Source organism: Rhodococcus sp. B7740 (assembly GCF_000954115.1).
Classification (GTDB): Bacteria; Actinomycetota; Actinomycetes; order Mycobacteriales; family Mycobacteriaceae; genus Rhodococcoides.
Genome location: NZ_CP010797.1, coordinates 3880853 through 3896058, shown reverse-complemented (window position 1 = coordinate 3896058; position 15206 = coordinate 3880853). Strand labels below are relative to the sequence as shown.

General features: G+C 64.2%; 15 protein-coding genes. 5 read left to right on the top strand and 10 right to left on the bottom strand.

Annotated elements, in window-relative coordinates; translation table 11 throughout:
- Positions 1-45 precede the first annotated feature (45 nt).
- The 4 genes from NY08_RS18050 to NY08_RS18035 all read right to left on the bottom strand — a co-directional run bounded on the left by NY08_RS18050 (position 46) and on the right by NY08_RS18035 (position 5057).
- Entirely contained in the window at positions 46-1302 is a 1257-nt protein-coding gene (locus NY08_RS18050; protein ID WP_045197904.1) for a reverse transcriptase family protein, read from the bottom strand.
- Positions 1303-1565: 263 nt separating this feature from the next.
- The gene (locus NY08_RS18045) at positions 1566-1829 is read right to left on the bottom strand and encodes a metal-sensitive transcriptional regulator (RefSeq protein ID WP_045197901.1); all 264 of its coding nucleotides are present in this window, start codon (positions 1827-1829) and stop codon (positions 1566-1568) included.
- 67 nt (positions 1830-1896) lie between these two features.
- Positions 1897-4305 carry an ABC transporter permease gene (locus NY08_RS18040; protein WP_235387260.1) on the bottom strand — a complete coding sequence of 803 codons (2409 nt, stop codon included), beginning with the start codon at positions 4303-4305 and terminating at the stop codon, positions 1897-1899.
- Positions 4305-5057 (bottom strand): ABC transporter ATP-binding protein, encoded by a 753-nt coding sequence (locus tag NY08_RS18035; RefSeq protein WP_045197899.1) that lies wholly within the window; start codon positions 5055-5057, stop codon positions 4305-4307. The genes NY08_RS18040 and NY08_RS18035 overlap by 1 nt, the downstream gene beginning before the upstream one ends.
- A 281-nt stretch (positions 5058-5338) precedes the next feature.
- On the opposite strand from NY08_RS18035, the gene NY08_RS25285 reads away from it, so the two are divergent.
- Together NY08_RS25285 and NY08_RS18025 are read left to right on the top strand one after the other, a co-directional pair.
- On the top strand, positions 5339-5866 hold the full coding sequence (locus tag NY08_RS25285) for a DUF3558 family protein (RefSeq protein ID WP_052683865.1): 528 nt from the start codon (positions 5339-5341) through the stop codon (positions 5864-5866).
- A 27-nt stretch (positions 5867-5893) separates the two neighbouring features.
- A complete protein-coding gene (locus NY08_RS18025; protein WP_045197897.1) occupies positions 5894-6280 on the top strand; it encodes a hypothetical protein in 387 nt (128 codons plus the stop codon).
- On the opposite strand, the gene NY08_RS18020 is transcribed toward NY08_RS18025, so the two are convergent.
- From NY08_RS18020 to NY08_RS18010, 3 genes are all read right to left on the bottom strand, one after another.
- Positions 6277-6792: a GNAT family N-acetyltransferase gene (locus NY08_RS18020; RefSeq protein WP_045197895.1), complete on the bottom strand. Its 516-nt coding sequence runs from the start codon at positions 6790-6792 to the stop codon at positions 6277-6279. The genes NY08_RS18025 and NY08_RS18020 overlap by 4 nt on opposite strands.
- Before the next feature lie 255 nt (positions 6793-7047).
- Positions 7048-7875 carry an SDR family oxidoreductase gene (locus tag NY08_RS18015; RefSeq protein ID WP_045197894.1) on the bottom strand — a complete coding sequence of 276 codons (828 nt, stop codon included), beginning with the start codon at positions 7873-7875 and terminating at the stop codon, positions 7048-7050.
- Between the two features lie 166 nt (positions 7876-8041).
- Complete coding sequence (locus NY08_RS18010) at positions 8042-8599, bottom strand: helix-turn-helix domain-containing protein (RefSeq protein WP_032397072.1); 558 nt, start codon at positions 8597-8599, stop codon at positions 8042-8044.
- 66 nt (positions 8600-8665) lie between these two features.
- Here NY08_RS18010 and NY08_RS18005 point away from each other — a divergent pair, with 66 nt between their 5' ends.
- Genes NY08_RS18005 through NY08_RS17995 form a run of 3 tightly spaced genes read left to right on the top strand, consistent with a single transcriptional unit; the run spans position 8666 to position 10452 of the window.
- Positions 8666-9364: an AzlC family ABC transporter permease gene (locus NY08_RS18005; RefSeq protein ID WP_045197892.1), complete on the top strand. Its 699-nt coding sequence runs from the start codon at positions 8666-8668 to the stop codon at positions 9362-9364.
- Positions 9361-9672, top strand: coding sequence for an AzlD domain-containing protein (locus NY08_RS18000; RefSeq protein WP_045197890.1), 312 nt, complete (start codon positions 9361-9363; stop codon positions 9670-9672). The genes NY08_RS18005 and NY08_RS18000 overlap by 4 nt, the downstream gene beginning before the upstream one ends.
- 18 nt (positions 9673-9690) lie before the next feature.
- Positions 9691-10452: an IclR family transcriptional regulator gene (locus NY08_RS17995; RefSeq protein ID WP_045200699.1), complete on the top strand. Its 762-nt coding sequence runs from the start codon at positions 9691-9693 to the stop codon at positions 10450-10452.
- On the opposite strand, the gene NY08_RS17990 is transcribed toward NY08_RS17995, so the two are convergent.
- The 3 genes from NY08_RS17990 to NY08_RS17980 are packed head-to-tail and all read right to left on the bottom strand — an operon-like array spanning position 10426 to position 15141.
- A complete protein-coding gene (locus NY08_RS17990; RefSeq protein WP_045200696.1) occupies positions 10426-11571 on the bottom strand; it encodes an aromatic ring-hydroxylating oxygenase subunit alpha in 1146 nt (381 codons plus the stop codon). The two genes, NY08_RS17995 and NY08_RS17990, sit on opposite strands and share 27 nt — an antisense overlap.
- Positions 11568-12707, bottom strand: coding sequence for an N-methyl-L-tryptophan oxidase (solA, locus tag NY08_RS17985; protein WP_045197888.1), 1140 nt, complete (start codon positions 12705-12707; stop codon positions 11568-11570). The genes NY08_RS17990 and solA overlap by 4 nt, the downstream gene beginning before the upstream one ends.
- Before the next feature lies 1 nt (position 12708).
- Complete coding sequence (locus tag NY08_RS17980) at positions 12709-15141, bottom strand: GcvT family protein (RefSeq protein WP_045197886.1); 2433 nt, start codon at positions 15139-15141, stop codon at positions 12709-12711.
- Between the last annotated feature and the right edge of the window lie 65 nt (positions 15142-15206).

Below are 15206 nucleotides of genomic sequence, written 5' to 3'. Positions count from 1 at the left end.
GCGATCAGAGGATGGAATCCGAATCCGAGGAGCCGATTCGCCGCTTCAGTCCCAATTCACCCGGGACGCCATGCTCAGCAGCTTTGCTCGACGCGTCTCGTTCGTCTCGCCGATTCGGGCGATTCGCCCGTAGACATGCGCCCGAAAGTCGTTGTGGTGATGCCGATTCTGCTCGGCTGGGCCGCTGGCGATGCAGTTGTGCAGCAGTGCCCGGAGAGTGTCGTACTCCTCTCGGGGCACCGCCGGCCACGAGTTGACAACGAGCCCGGTGAGCTGCTGTCGCTGATGAGCGCGCCTGACCCTGGTCTTGTCCGGATGAATCGTGAATCCTTCGTCGTGAGCGATCTGAGTAATCAACCACAGCAGTCTGTCGACGTCGAGGTCTGGCCCACCGGAGAACGCCAGATCGTCGGCATATCGGCTGTAGCGGGCACCGCCGGACCGGGCAAGCCCGGTGGCACGGATATCGAGTTGTCGCGCAGCCAGATTCGCCAACGCAGGCGACGTAGGCGCTCCCTGCGGCAGGTGTGTGGCACGAAGCCTGGCAGCAGTAGGACGATCCATTCCGGTCAATTCGGATGCCGGGGTGACCGTCGTGCAGAGGGCTGCAAGAGTCTTCGCAACTGTCCGCGGATAGCCCACGGCCTCGAAGATCGCGACCACTCGATCGAATCCGATGGACGGGAAGAAGCGTCGGAGATCCACCGAGATCACCACGTCGCGTTCGGAATGCGGCATCGCGAATGTACGCGGACTGCGCGCCTTCGCGAAGCCGTGGGCCGCCGGATGAGACGGGATCCGATCTAGTATGCGCCGCAATATTTTTCGTTGAATTTCCCGTAGACGTGGCTTCGGCACCTCGAGCAGTCGGATGCCCTGACGCTTGTCGAGCCGTGCAGATCGATAGTGCTGCAACGGGAACGGCGCAGTGCGAAGCCTCCCCTGCAGATCGGCGAACCATTCGATTTCGGAGATCGTCAGGTCCAGCGACCGCGCGAGCTGACCGGTGGTCTCGTACCGCGGTACCTCGAATCGCCAGGGCTTGTCACTGTTGCGCGTCGGTCTCTGTGACGACACCGACGGCTCCGGTATGAACGGAAGGTCGCGCAGCAGAACGAAGATCGATGCCTCGTCGAACGGCGGACTCGGATACAGATTGATGACCCGATCCGCCAACCACGTCGCTTTGGCCGGGACGAGTGGCTCGAACGCCTCCGCGAGTCCTGATCGCGTCCACTCGGCGTCCGCAGCCAGGCGCGCCAGCGTCGCGGCCGCCTGTGGGGTCAATTCGCGTTCGGTCACAGGCGGTCGTCGATCGGATGCAGTGCCGTGGAATTCAACGCCGTGACATGCAACGGCGCGGGGCGACCGAAATCTTTCGTCCTCGGAGCTGCCAAGCACGCGGAGCGTGCAGACCAGCTTCGGACGCAGTGCTCGATTCTCGTGATGTACCCAGGGGTTACCCCTGAGACCGGTCCCGCGGACCAACTCTCGCCCACGCGCCGCTGCATCCCTCCACCATGCCAAACAGATGCCGGTCTGTCAGGGGGCAGGGCGAGAGACTCTCAGGCGAGGGCCAGAAACAGCTTCTCGAGTTCCGCCTCGCTCATCTTCTCGCCTGTGCCCGCTCCCGTGATGCACTCACGAAGTCCGGTGGCGACGATCTTGAAGCCTGCGCGGTCGAGCGCCTTCGATACCGCGGCCAGTTGGGTGACGACGTCCTTGCAGTCGCGACCGCTCTCGATCATGGCAATCACTCCTGCAAGCTGACCCTGCGCACGCCGCAGACGGTTCAATACCAACGCGATGCTTTCGGTGTCACCGGTCATGTCGTTCAGTCCTTCGTTCGATGAACCTCGAGTTCACCCCCAGGGGTAATGGCGGTCGTGGGCAAACTCAGCCGCCCGAGACTCCGGTCCGCGCTCGAAGTCCGCGTCGAGTCACCACAGCGGTGGCCGCCGTGGCGAGAACCAGGCATCCCCCAACCACCCCGAGCACTGTCGACCACTCGATGTGCAGGCCCACCTCGGTTTCCGTCACCTGTGACAGGCCGGCGGCCATGGCCAACAGTGGAGGTAGGGTGACGATCAGACCGAGCGCAGCGCCGATCAGAACAACCGCAGCAGTCTCGCCGACGGCCGTCGACATCAACTGTCGGTCGGTGCCACCGGACAGCTTCAACACAACGGTGTCGGGCCTGCGTCGATGCGCCGACATCGCCATGCTGTTGACCACCGCAAGCCCGCTGTAACCGACGGCCATCGTGATGAGCACGGCTGCAAGCCAATTGGTGAGGCGTGCGTCGACCATGTAGTCGTCCAACGCGAAACTGTAGGCGTCCTCGACCCTGGCACCTGCGGTCAGGTGTGTCGGTGCGCTGTCGGCCGGGACGAACACGGCGTCGGTCAAGGCCGACGGATCATGCTCGCGTACCAGGTCTCGGGGCAGCACGAACTGTCCACGAGCGGGGTCGAGCGGGAGCACCTGCGACACCACCACGCTCTCGGATCGCCCGTCTGCGAATGTCACCGACATCGTCTCACCGCCCTGCACAGCGAGCAGGCTCGCGGTCGACTCGTCCAGTACTGCCGTACCCGGGGCGGCGTACCGCTCGTCGAGGCTGCCCACGGCGTCGACGACGGTGATGCCGCCCTGCGCTCCAGGAACGAACACACGGGTAGGTAGTCCAGCGCGAGTTCCTATGGGTCCGGCACCTGTTTCGGCGACCACCTGATCACTCAGACCCGCGGTTCCATCGGGTGTCACGAGCGCAAGGCCATGCAATTGCTCGGCCTGCTCGGCCGGGTACGCGGCGGCCATGGTCTGCACAATTCCGCTCAGCAACACCGCGAAGCCGACGGCAGCGATGACGGGCGCGGCCGTAGCGGCCGCACGCCGAGTCCCCGTGTTCAATGCTGCCCTGACGAGCATCGTTGCCGCCGAAGAAGATCGACGCGCAAGCGGCCGAATGACAGTATCGGCGATCGGTCCGATCACCACCGGTGCGAACAACGCCGCAGCGAGGATCAGCAGCATGGCTGCACCGACGGCAACGTTGACTCTGCTGTCCGTTGCCGCGGTGGCTGTCAGAGCCGTCGCACCCAGACCGCCGGTGAGCGCGACGAGTGCAGCGATCCAGCGCAGTGGCGTCATCGGACGTCGTTCCACAGCGGCCTCGAGCAGTGCCTCCATCGGAGCGACTCGGGTCGCCGATCCAGCGGCCGCCCACGCACCGATCACCGCCACGCAGACTCCGACTCCCACGGCCACCAGCAGGGGCCACGCCGAGATCTGGAGACGGAAGTCCGGTGGTTGGACGTCGAGGTTCAACAGCAGCATCCGCTGAGCGGGAGCTGCCACTGTGCCGATGGCAGCACCGACCAGACCACCGATGAGACCGATTGCGGCGGCCTCACCGAGCACCATGCGCCGAACTTGCCCCGTTGCAGCACCGACGATCCGAAGCAGGCCGATCTCCCGTCGGCGTTCGGCCGTGGTGAGCGCGAAGGTCGATCCGACGACGAACATCGTCGTGAACAGGCCGATCGTGGACATCGCGATGATGAGCTGGTTGCCCAGATTCCGCCTGTGTGAGACGAATTCGGGCTCCAACGCGGCTCGATCGGCACCGGTGGCAACCCGACCTCGATCACCGAGTCGTTCTGCGGCCGCCCTCGCGAGTTCGTCGATGCCTGCATCGGGGGACGCTACGATGCCGATCGCTCGAACACCTGGATCGAGCTGGGCCGCAACACCGTCCGTGAAGTAGATTCCCGGGCCGTCCAGTGTTCCCGACACCGTGAAACTCGTTGCTCCCGCTGCGAGGTTGATCGAGACCGAGTCGCCGGCCGTGAGGCCGAGGGAAGTCGGGACAACGACATCATCGGATCGTGCCGGTGCTGCACCTGATATCAACCGATAGGGCGTCAACTGCGCACTCGACCATCCGTGCCCGGCGTCCTGTGCTGCCTCGTCCTCGACCGGCGCGCCGTCGATGAACGGCTGGGCATAGAAAGACCTGTCGACGACAACGGCGTCCGCTCCGGGCACTGCGCTGAGATCGGCAGCAATCTGCCGGGCTCGGTTCGCGCTCCACGGGACGAAGTCCGCCGTGTTGCCGAATTCGTTGTCGGCCTGCGTGGGCAGAACGAGTACCGCGGCACCCTCGAGCCGCGGCTGCACCACCGGCCGGGAGGAGTCGTAGAAGATGAGCGTCGCACTGATCACCGCGACTCCGAAGGTCGTGGCCAGCAACGCAGCCAGGAAGCTTCTCCACTGCGTGCGGAGGTTCGCCGCTGCGAGCATCACGATTCCAGTCCAGCCATCCGTGCCGCGATCAGGGCGGAGTTGTCCGGCCGTCCGCGTTCGATCTCCAGCGAGTCGACGATTCGGCCGTCTTCGAGAAAGATCGCTGCGTCGGCGTAGGAGGCCGCGAGTGGATCGTGCGTGACCATCAACGTGGTCTGCTCATGATCGTCGACGAGCGTACGCAACAGGGACAGAACATCTTTGGACGCACGAGAGTCCAGTGCACCGGTCGGCTCGTCCGCGAACAGAACGTCCGGCCGAGTGATGAGCGCGCGCGCCAAGGCGACACGTTGCTGCTGACCGCCCGATAGTTCCGCGGGACGATGCGACGCGCGATCCGCGAGCCCCACCGCTGCCAGCGCTGCTGCGATCTCGCGCGCCGGTACCCGACGCCCGGCGAACCGCGCAGGTAGCTCGACATTCTGCGCGGCAGTCAACGAACCCACCAGATTGAACGCTTGAAAGACGAAACCCACGTGACGGCGGCGCAATTCGGTGCGTGCCGTCTCGTCCAATCGAGCGATGTCGGAGCCCGCAATAGTGACGGTGCCACCGGTCGGGCGTTCGAGACCTGCGGCGCAGTGCAGCAAAGTCGACTTACCCGAGCCCGACGGGCCCATGATCGCCGTGAAACTGCCCCGCCCGAAGTCCATCGACACCCCGTCGAGAGCTGTCACCGCACGCTGCCCCTCGCCGTGCACCTTCCGTACCCCGTCGAGTCGAACCGCAACTGCACTGTTTCGAATCATGCAGTTATCGAACCTTTTGCGTCGACACCACACAGTGACGCACGCACTACACAATATTCGGGGGTCAGCCCTACCGTCTGCGACGGGCGAGGTACCTACGATGGCGGCACTGCGATCCACGCCCGGGATTGTCAAGGATGCCCTGTCGGCGGTGCGTGGATCCCCACGAAGGGCGTGAATCCCAGCTCGACCGTCCCGGGAACCGATGACAGCTGGCCTGCGTCCAAGGAGATGGGACTTTCGCGAGAACAGGTGAGGCAATGCGTGGAGCACGTCGATGGATGCCGGCAGCATTGACGCTTGTGCTGCTCACTGGGTGCTCAGGTGCCACTACAGGGCAGGCGTCACCCGGGGTCCAGACCACCACCGCCGCGGCACCAGCTACGCCGTGGGATCCCTGCACCATCCCCGACGAAGCCATCGAGCAAGCGGGATTGAACGTCGCCACCAAGGAGTCGGGGGTGTTCGGCCGCGATCAGAATGGATTCAAGATCTGTGGCTGGGAGGATCGCCCGCCGAACAACAAGTATTATCTCTCTTTGATTGTCGGGCTCGAGACCTTGGACTTCATCAACGATCCAAGTACCTTCAACCGCCTGAAACCCGTTCGGGTAGGCACTCGCGATGCCACCCAGTACCAGCAGCTCGCATCCGACGCATCACTCAATTGCGGCGTCGCCTTCACCGCAGGCCCCCAATTGATACGGGCGACGCTGCTCACCGATGGACAGGTCCGGACCCCGCCGTACGACCCGTGCACGGAACTCAACAGAGTGGTAGCCGACCTCGACTCCGAACTTCCCATTTAGTTCCCACGATCGAGAGACGTCGAAACCGTGACCGATTCCCAGCCAAACCTCATCGCGCACTGGCAAGAACTCAACGCCCAGGCTGACGCCGGCACGGTAACCATTCCGCCTGACGTCGCGGCAAAATGCGATACAGCCTGCGTCGCCTACCTCGCGCATCTCAACGACATGAGGCGCAAAGCATCCGTCCTGAACGAGACGAAGTCCTGGGGCGACTTGAAGTCTGCTCAGGATCTGCAAGCCAGGTTCCTTCGCCTTGCCACCGGCACCGATCGGTCTCTCGATGCCATTCTTCAGCAGCACATCGAGGTCATCGAATCAATGCGGATGCTCTTTCGGCGCTACTTCCACGAGACCGAGGCTGCCGACACCCAGACGTCTGCGAACATCACCGCACTCGCTCCGGGAAGCTAGCAGCGCAACACTGTTCGGTGGACCTCGACTTCGCGTTTGTCGTTGTCCAGTCGCCGCTCGACCGGCAGATAGCCGAGTGAACGCCACCATCCGATGCTCTCGACCATGCTGACCATCGGACCCACGAACACATGGGTCCACCCCTGCGCCGCAAGCCTGCGCTCGAGCTCCGCCAGCACCGGATTCGCCACACGATCGTGGCCCTCGTCCGCGTCGACGATCAGACTCCCCACCCACGGTTGGCCTTCGCGGGGATGCGGAACAAGCAACGTCACCACTCCCACGATTCGTTCTGCTACACGAATCACCAGGCAGTGGGAGTTCTCCATAACCGTGTTGTGCCACAGGAACTTCTCGACATCCTCCGTGGTGAATGCGGTGACACCGGTGTGCAACGTACTCGCGTCGAGGAACTCGGGATTGCTGTTGAACACCGCCAGGAAGTCCTCAGGACCATCCCCGCCCTCGACCTCGCGGACCGTATACGAACCCGCGTCGAATCGGATTTTCATCACGCCACGATAAGTCCACTACCCAATCCACGCCCTTCATCGTCATTCACGCCCGCTACAGGCGGTGTGAATCCCCACGAGGGGCGTGAATCCGCGCGCAAGCACTTCTGGCAGGCGATGCGTTTGCAGGCAGCTACCCGCAAGACGGTCGTGCTTCGCAACCCCTACCTCGAAGAGGCGTCGACGCCAACCTGCCACGGTCCGAAGCCGAAGTCGCTGCAGCTCGAGTCGACTTCTGCTGGTCCCTGGGAAGAATCAGCCTCCGTGCGCCTCCACGGCCACGGGCTGCCATTCGCGCCAGCTCGCGAGCCTCGACTCGTAGTCTTTCGTCGCGATCTGCAGTGGTGCGTCGCCAAAAAATACTCGCAGCGGCGGCTTTTCGGCGTCGACGACCTTGAGCAGTGCCGACCGTGTTGCACTCGGATCACCGGGAGTTGCCTGCCGGGCACTGCGCAGCTTCGCAGCCTTCTCCCGAATCGGGTCGTACGCGGAGATGTCGGTGGACTTCTTGGCAGACGGGCCGGACCAGTCGGTGGAGAAACCACCCGGCTCGATCAATGTCACGTGGATGCCGAAGTCCTCGACCTCCTGCGCCAATGCCTGACTGAATCCTTCGAGGGCCCACTTGGAGGCGTGGTACGCACCGACATTCGGGAAGGCGGAGATTCCGCCGATGGACGACACCTGCAGGATGTGGCCACTCCCCTGCTCACGCATGAACGGCAGGGCCGCCTGCGTCACCCACAGCGCACCGAAGACGTTGGTCTCGATCTGCGCGCGGGCATCTTCCTCGGAGAGTTCCTCGATCATGCCGAACTGGCCGTAGCCGGCGTTGTTGACCACGATGTCGAGCGAACCGAACTTGTCGTAGGCCTGCTGCACAGCCGCGAAGTCGGCCGCGCGATCGTTCACGTCCAGTTCGATCGGCAGGATGGCGTCGCCGTACTGCTCCACCAGGTCCTTCAGCGTGTCGGTGTTGCGGGCGGTTGCCGCCACTCGGTCTCCGCGCTCGAGCGCGGCGATCGTCCACTCACGACCGAAGCCCTTGGAGGTGCCGGTGATGAACCATGTCTTCGCTGCCATGAATCTCGTCCCTTCGCTACACGGACAGAAGTAGGGACGACGCCCGCTGCAAACGCCTCTCGGCGAGTGGTCGCTCGAAGCGACAAATGGGGTGAGGCCCGGGGCTTGCCAAGCGGACGCCGTCAGGGGTTCCAACGAGACACCCCCGCCGACTATTCCCCACCCGTCAGCTGTGTTCGGTGATCATCACTGCCATGGTGTTCGGCTCCAACGCTTCGAAGATGTGCGGCACATCGCCGGGGTAGGCCACGTAATCGCCCGGAGCCAGCTCGACGGCCTCGCCGAGCGGCCCGACCATGGCTCGTCCCGCGCTGAGCACCACGTGCTCGACGACACCCGGCGAATGCGGATCCGAACGCCGAGGTTCGCCGACGTCCGCGCTGATCAAGTAGATGTCTCGGCGGGCGTTCGGCGGAGACGACGCCAGCAGGGTGGCCGTGTAGTCCGCCCTGTCCGACGCGAATCTCGGCCCCTCCCCCGCACGGATCAGGCGGACCGACTGCTTCGCGGGCTCGACCAGCCTGGAGAACGGCACGTCCAGCGTCACGCTGAGCGCCCACAGAGTCTCCAGGCTCGGATTTCCGGTACCCGATTCCAGTTGCGACAAGGTCGATTTGGCGATGCCGGCACGGCGGGCGACTTCTGCGAGAGACAGGCCGACGCGTCGTCGCTCCTGCTGGAGAGCGGCAGCGATGGCCGCAATCGGTGGACCGGTATCCGCCATTCGTTCACTCCATCGGTACGTCCGTTTGATTTGACGAACAGACTAACAGGGTCCACTATAACGACCATGCGTTCGACATGGCGAACCCTGCAGGGGGTCAACATCCGCGACATTGCGTTGGTCTGCTTGGCCGACGCCTTGGTCGGGGCATCGTTCGGTGCCATCTCCGTAGCCGCGGGCCTGCCACTGTGGCTTCCGGTCGTGATGTCACTGGTGGTCTTCGCAGGCTCGTCCCAGTTCATCTTCGTCGGAATTCTGGCGGCCGGGGGAAATCCCGTTGCCGCTGTGGCCAGCGCGTTGCTCGCCAACATCCGACTGGTTCCGCTCGGCTTCTCCATCGGCGAGGTGTTTCGGAACGTCGCACCACTGAAGCGGCTACTCGGCACTCACCTCATCACCGACGAGGCAGTGGCCTTCAGCGTGGCCGAACACGACGAGGGCAGCCGTCGAACAGCGTTCTGGGTGTGCGGGATCGGACTGTTCGTCACCTGGAACATCGGCGTGGCGATCGGCACCCTTGGCGGTGGAGCGATCAGCGATACCGCCGCACTCGGTCTCGATGCCGCATTCCCTGCGATTCTGCTGGGACTGATCATGCCTGCGCTCCGAGACCGGGCAACCCGCAACGCAGCCCTCGCCGGAGCGTGCATTGCGCTCGTCGCGTCGATGTTCCTGCCCAGCGGACTACCCGTTCTCCTGGCACTGATCGCCGTCGTACCGGCAATGCTCTCCAATACCCCTGCCGCACAGAAGGAATCCGCATGAACCTCACGATTCCCCTGCTCGCGTTGATCATCGGCACCTACGCCCTCCGCATCGCCGGCCCGGCACTCCGAACCCGAGTCACCATCTCCCCTCGCATGGACAAGGTGATGACCACCGCAGTCGCCGTCATCTTCGTGGCACTGGTCGCCACCTCGACGCTCCTCGTAGGCAAGGACTTCGCCGGATTCGCGTTACCCGCAGGAGTAGCTGTCGCTGCCGTACTCGCCTGGCGACGAGCGCCGTTCGTGGTCATCGTTCTCGCCGCAGCCGCCACCACTGCGGGGCTTCGATGGGTCGGCGTCGCCTGAGTCTGCAACACTGGGTTGGTGTCCGAGTCCCCTGTTCAGTCCGTCGATCGCGCGATCGAGGTGCTCGAATACCTTGCCGACCACGGTGAATCCGGCGTGCAGGACGTTGCGGCGCACCTCGAAGTGCACAAGTCCACGGCGTTTCGCCTGCTCAGCGCACTGGAGTTTCGCCGACTCGTCGAACAACCAGGCGAGCGCGGCAAGTATCGCCTCGGCATCGGTTTGATCCGCCTCGCCACGTCGGTATCCGCGCAACTCGACATCACCCGCATCGCCCGACCGATCCTGCAGGAACTCGCCGACACCATCGGCGAGACCGTCAACATCGCTGTGCCGGACGGCAACGTCACCGTCAATATCGATCAGGTCCGCGGCGGTTCGTCGATCATCAGTCACAACTGGCTCGGTGAGAGATCTGCTCTGCATGCGACGTCCAGCGGGAAAGCACTGATGGCGTACGACGACTCGCTTCTGAAAGCCGGAGTCGACGGTCATCTCGAACTGTTCACCGCCAACACCATCACCACCAAGACCGATCTGCTCGACGAGATCGAGACGGTCCGGTCCACCGGAATCGCCTACGCGCGCGAGGAGTTGGAGATCGGACTGAACGCGACAGCGGCCACCATCCTCAGCTACGACGGCTCCGCGGTGGGTGCGATCACCGTCTCGGGCCCCGCCTACCGACTTGACGAGGACCGCCTCACCGCGGCAGGGGTGTCCGTTCTCGCTGCTGCACAGCGCGTCTCGACGCTATTGGGTTGGTCCGGCCAAGCGTGATCCGACCCAGTCGTGAAACGCCCTGATGTGATGCTCCGCCGGCACCAGCACGCCGCCGTCGCGATACATCCGTGACGACATCGCCGGCTGGCACCGCTCGCACGCCTCGAAGTCCTGCTCGTTGACGCGATGGAACAGCTCCACACTCTTGTCCATCGTCGCCGCGCTGTGCGGATCTGCCACGACTGCAGGGGCATAAAGCCAATCGCATTCGACGACCGTTCGATCGACGGACATCGGGAACATGCGATGGATGATGACGTGGTCGGGAACCAGGTTGACGAACACCGTCGGCCTGATCGTGATGGCGTAGTACCGTCGATCCCGATCCTCCCCTACCCCGTCGAGGGCGTCGAATCCGTGGGAGCCGTCGACGGTGAAGCCGGCTATGTCACTGCCGAACTCTGCACCGTGCCCCACGTACGTCTGTGCTGCCATGCCGTCGGCGAACTCGGGTAGCACCTCGGTGAGCTCGGGATGAATCGTGGCGCAGTGGTAGCACTCCATGAAGTTCTCGACGATGAGCTTCCAGTTGGCCTTGACGTCGTAGACGATCCGGCGCCCGAGGGCGAGTGATTCCACGTCGTACGAATCGATGGCACCCACACCTCCGAGTCGTTCGCGAACGTCGCCCTGCACCGTGTCCTCGAACGACGGGGCCTCCTCGGCAACGCACACCCAGACGTATCCGAGCCATTCCCGGACATGCACCTTCCGGAGCCCGTACTCCACCCGATCGATCATCGGCATATCGATCAGGTTCGGAGCTGCGATCAGCTTGCCGTCGAGATCGTACGTCCATGCGTGATAGGGACATTGAAAGTTTCGCCGCACCGTGCCCGACGCCTCGGTGCACAGAGTCGCGCCGCGATGTCGGCAGATGTTGAAGAACGCGGTCACGCCGCCCTTCCGATTGCGGCTGACCAGGATCGACTCTCGACCGACCTGAACCGTGCGGAATTTTCCGGGCTCTGCGATGTCGTCCGATCTGACGGCGCAAAACCACATCTGCTCGAAGATCTGCTCCTGCTCGCGAACGAAATATGCTGGATCGACGTACGTTTCGCCGCCCAACGTCGGGAGCAGAGTGGGCTGCAGTTCGGGATCGACCATGGTCATGCCGACACCGCGCATCTCGCCGGGTCGAACAGCGCAATCGGGTGTGACGTGGCCCCGTCGATCGCGAGGTCGGCCAGAACTTCTCCGATGACGGGAACGAACTTGAACCCGTGGCCCGAGAACCCGCACGCCACAGTGACATTGGCGTGGTCCGGATGCTTCGCCAGTACGAAATGCTCGTCCGGCGTCGTGGTGTACATGCAGGTCTTCGCATCCAGGTGTGGTCCCGACAGCGCCGGGAACGTGGTGACGATGCGCTCCTGCAGTCGAGCGATCTCTTCGGGATGCACTGTGCGGTCGATGGTGTCGGGATCACACGGTGTCCCGGCGCGGAAGAACGAGATCTTCACACCGCCGCCGTCCCCGTCGATGGCCGGAAAGCCGTAGATCTGATCCGGCCCGTCCCCGCAGATGTAGACGGGGTGGTGCGAGCTGTCGAAGGCCGCTTCGCCCGATTCCGGGGTGACCCAGTGCATCACCTGCCGTTCGACCACCAGCGGTACGCCGATCTCGGCCAACAGCTGCGGTGCCCACGCTCCCGGTGAAATGACCAGTGCTCCAGCGGTGTACGTTCCGGCCACCGTGGTCACGGTCACCGAGGAGTCGGTGGATTCCCAACCGAGCACCTTCTCGTCGTAGCGCAGTTCGGCACCGGCAGCCTCGGCGAGATCGAGATGTGCGGCCACCGTCGTCTCCGGTCGCGCGATGCCCGCCTTCTCCTCGAACAGGGCGAACTCGTCGGACCTGAGTCGGACCGTCGGGAAGCGTCGCTGCGCCTCGGCAGGGTCGAGTACGTCGTGCTTCAGACCCCACTTCTCCGACGCCCGCAGGCTTCCGCCGAACGTGAGCCCGTCGGGCCTTCCCACATAGAGGCCACCGGTTTCGGTGAACACATCGCGCCCACTGTCCGCGGCGAGGTCGTGCCACAGTTCGTACGCGCGCAGGAGCAACGGCACGTAGGCCGGATCCTCGAAGTACGACTGCCGGTAGATGCGGGAGCCGCCGTGACTCGATCCCAGCGCATGCGCCGGTCCGAATTGGTCGATACCCAGCACCCGCTGCCCGCGTCGGGCGAGGTGACAGGCGGCGGCGCTACCCATGCCGCCGATCCCGAGGACGATCACGTCATACGTCATATCAACACCTGATCTTGTTCATGTCGGGATCCACCAGCGGTTCGGCCATGACCGTCGCGGGTAGTAGGTCTCGGAAGTACTGCACTGCAACGTGTTCGCCGGGTTGCAGCCCTGCCGGTAGCCAGGCGTAGGCCACAGTCTTGCCGATCGTGTAGCCGTAGGCGGCACTGGTGACGTAGCCAGCCACGGTGCCGTCGATCAAGACCGGTTCCTTGCCCATCACCACGTGCGACGGGTCGTCCAACGTCAGGCAGGTCAACACCGGTCCGCCGCGTTCTTCCTGCAGCGCCGAGGCTCCGATGAAGTCGCCCTTGGCCTTTCGTACCGCAAACCCGAGCCCCGCCTGATACGGATCGTGTTCGGTCGTCATGTCGGTGCCCCACGACCGGTAGCCCTTCTCCAGTCGGAGACTGTTGAACGCACTGCGCCCCGCTGCGACCACACCGTGCTCCTGTCCGGCGTCCCACAGGGTGTCCCACAGGCGCAATGCGGTATCGGCATCGGTGTACAGCTCCCAGCCGAGCTCGCCCACGTACGACAGTCGCAGCGCCAGGACGTCGACCCCGCCGACGTGAATGGTCCTGCCGTTGAAGTACTTCAGACCGGTATGCGAAATGTCTGCCGAGGTGAGCGGAGCCAGTACCTCCCGCGCCAACGGTCCCCACAGACCGATACAGGCGGTGGCACCGGTGATGTCGCGAACGTACACATCACTGCCGGCATGACGCAGCATCCAGTCCTCGTCGAGCGGACCGTTCACTCCCACTTGGAACCGATCCTCGGCAACTCGGGCGACGGTCACATCGCTGCGAACACCACCGGTCGCGTCGAGCATCAGTGCGTAGGTGACGCTGCCGACCTTCTTGTCGAGCTGGTTGGTCGTCAGCTTCTGCAGCAGCGCGAGCGCACCGGGTCCTCCGACCTCCAGGCGTCGCAGCGGCGTCATGTCGTACATCGCCACCGCCTCGCGGGTGCGCCAGGCCTCGACGGCGCTGATCGGTGACCAGAACTTCGCCGACCACGGCTCTCGCTTCGGTGCCTGCCACTGTTCCGGAAGTTGTTCGAGCAGAACGCTGTTCGACTCGTACCAGTGCGGTCGCTCCCAGCCGGCACCGTCGAGGAACATCGCGCCGAGCTCCTGCTGACGACCGTAGAACGGGCTGACGCGGAGCGGTCGCGGTTCCACCTTGGGCTGCAGTGGATGGATGATGTCGTACACCTCGACGAAGTTCTGCGCACTGGTGCGCGCCACGTTCGACGGCACCAGGTCGGTCTTCTCGAATCGGTAGAGGTCGCACTCGTGCATGTCGATCTCGCTGTGCCCGGTGATCATCTGCTCGGCGAGCGATTTCGCGACGCCGGCAGAATGCGTCACCCAGATCGCCTCGGAGACCCAGAGCCCCTGCACTTCTCGTGATTCTCCGACGATCGGTGCGCCGTCGGGTGTGAAGGAGAAGATGCCGTTGAACGCGTGTTGTATTTTCGCGTGTTCGAGCGTGGGAAGGAGCTCGGTGCTGCGCTGCCAGGCGTCGGCGAAATCGGCTTCGGTGAACGGCATCGACGACGGCATGTTCTGCGCGGTCACGTTCTCACTGGAACCGAGTTCGCGGGAATCGACGGGCATGGGACGGTGGTGGTACGAGCCGATTCCCAGGTGATCGCCGTGTTCGCGGTAGTAGAGCCGCTCGTCCTGATGACGGAGGATGGGCAGAACCGCTTCGGTACGAGCTCGACGCGACGGCAGGTCCAACTCGGTCGTGTGCGCGTACTGATGCGCCAGGGGCTGCAGCGGCACCGTCATACCGAGAAGCTCGCCCAGCTCCGGCCCCCAGAATCCGGCGCAGCAGACGACGATATCGGCCTCGAAGGTGTGCTCGCCCGCCCGCACGGCCGTGACTCGACCGTTGCTCCGGTCGATCGACGTGACGTCCATGCCGCCGATGAAGCGCGCACCGCGGGCGGTGGCCTGCTTGGCCTGCGTCGCGCTGGCCTTGACGGCCTTGGCCAGCCCGTCGTCGGGGGTGTGCAGGCCGGCGAGTATGCGGCCGCGATCGAGCAGGGGGTACAGCTCGAGACAGCGTTCGGCGTCCACCACCTCCGAGGTCAGTCCCCAGGAGGTGGCGAAACCGTGGCGTCGATGCAGTTCGTCGACGCGCTCGGGCGTCGTCGCCACCTCGAGGCCACCGACGTCGAGGAAGCAATCGAGGCTCTTGAACTTGGCGGCCGTGTAGGCCGCGAAGCGCGACATCGATCGGGACGAATTGGTGGCGAACACCAGGCCCGGCGCATGCGAGGTGGAACCTCCGGTGAGCGGTAGCGGGCCCTTGTCCAGGACGGTCACGTCCGTCCAGCCGCGCGCGGTGAGTTCGTCGGCGAGGCTGCAGCCGACGATTCCGGCACCGACGATCACAACCCTCGGGATGCTCGAGGACATGACACGCTCCTAGGGGGTGTACGTCGAGTTGATTTAGTTGCACAATACGAACTGCACTTCGTATA

Excerpts from the sequence above, each read along its gene's own strand:
- NY08_RS18045 (WP_045197901.1), bottom strand. The coding sequence starts at position 1,829 with ATGACCGGTGACACCGAAAGCATCGCGTTGGTATTGAACCGTCTGCGG.
- NY08_RS18035 (WP_045197899.1), bottom strand. The coding sequence starts at position 5,057 with ATGATTCGAAACAGTGCAGTTGCGGTTCGACTCGACGGGGTACGGAAG.
- NY08_RS18020 (WP_045197895.1), bottom strand. The coding sequence starts at position 6,792 with ATGAAAATCCGATTCGACGCGGGTTCGTATACGGTCCGCGAGGTCGAG.
- NY08_RS17980 (WP_045197886.1), bottom strand. The coding sequence starts at position 15,141 with ATGTCCTCGAGCATCCCGAGGGTTGTGATCGTCGGTGCCGGAATCGTC.
- NY08_RS18000 (WP_045197890.1), top strand. The coding sequence starts at position 9,361 with ATGAACCTCACGATTCCCCTGCTCGCGTTGATCATCGGCACCTACGCC.
- NY08_RS25285 (WP_052683865.1), top strand. The coding sequence starts at position 5,339 with ATGCCGGCAGCATTGACGCTTGTGCTGCTCACTGGGTGCTCAGGTGCC.
- NY08_RS18010 (WP_032397072.1), bottom strand. The coding sequence starts at position 8,599 with ATGGCGGATACCGGTCCACCGATTGCGGCCATCGCTGCCGCTCTCCAG.
- NY08_RS18040 (WP_235387260.1), bottom strand. The coding sequence starts at position 4,305 with ATGCTCGCAGCGGCGAACCTCCGCACGCAGTGGAGAAGCTTCCTGGCT.
- solA (WP_045197888.1), bottom strand. The coding sequence starts at position 12,707 with ATGACGTATGACGTGATCGTCCTCGGGATCGGCGGCATGGGTAGCGCC.
- NY08_RS17990 (WP_045200696.1), bottom strand. The coding sequence starts at position 11,571 with ATGACCATGGTCGATCCCGAACTGCAGCCCACTCTGCTCCCGACGTTG.
- NY08_RS18015 (WP_045197894.1), bottom strand. The coding sequence starts at position 7,875 with ATGGCAGCGAAGACATGGTTCATCACCGGCACCTCCAAGGGCTTCGGT.
- NY08_RS18005 (WP_045197892.1), top strand. The coding sequence starts at position 8,666 with ATGCGTTCGACATGGCGAACCCTGCAGGGGGTCAACATCCGCGACATT.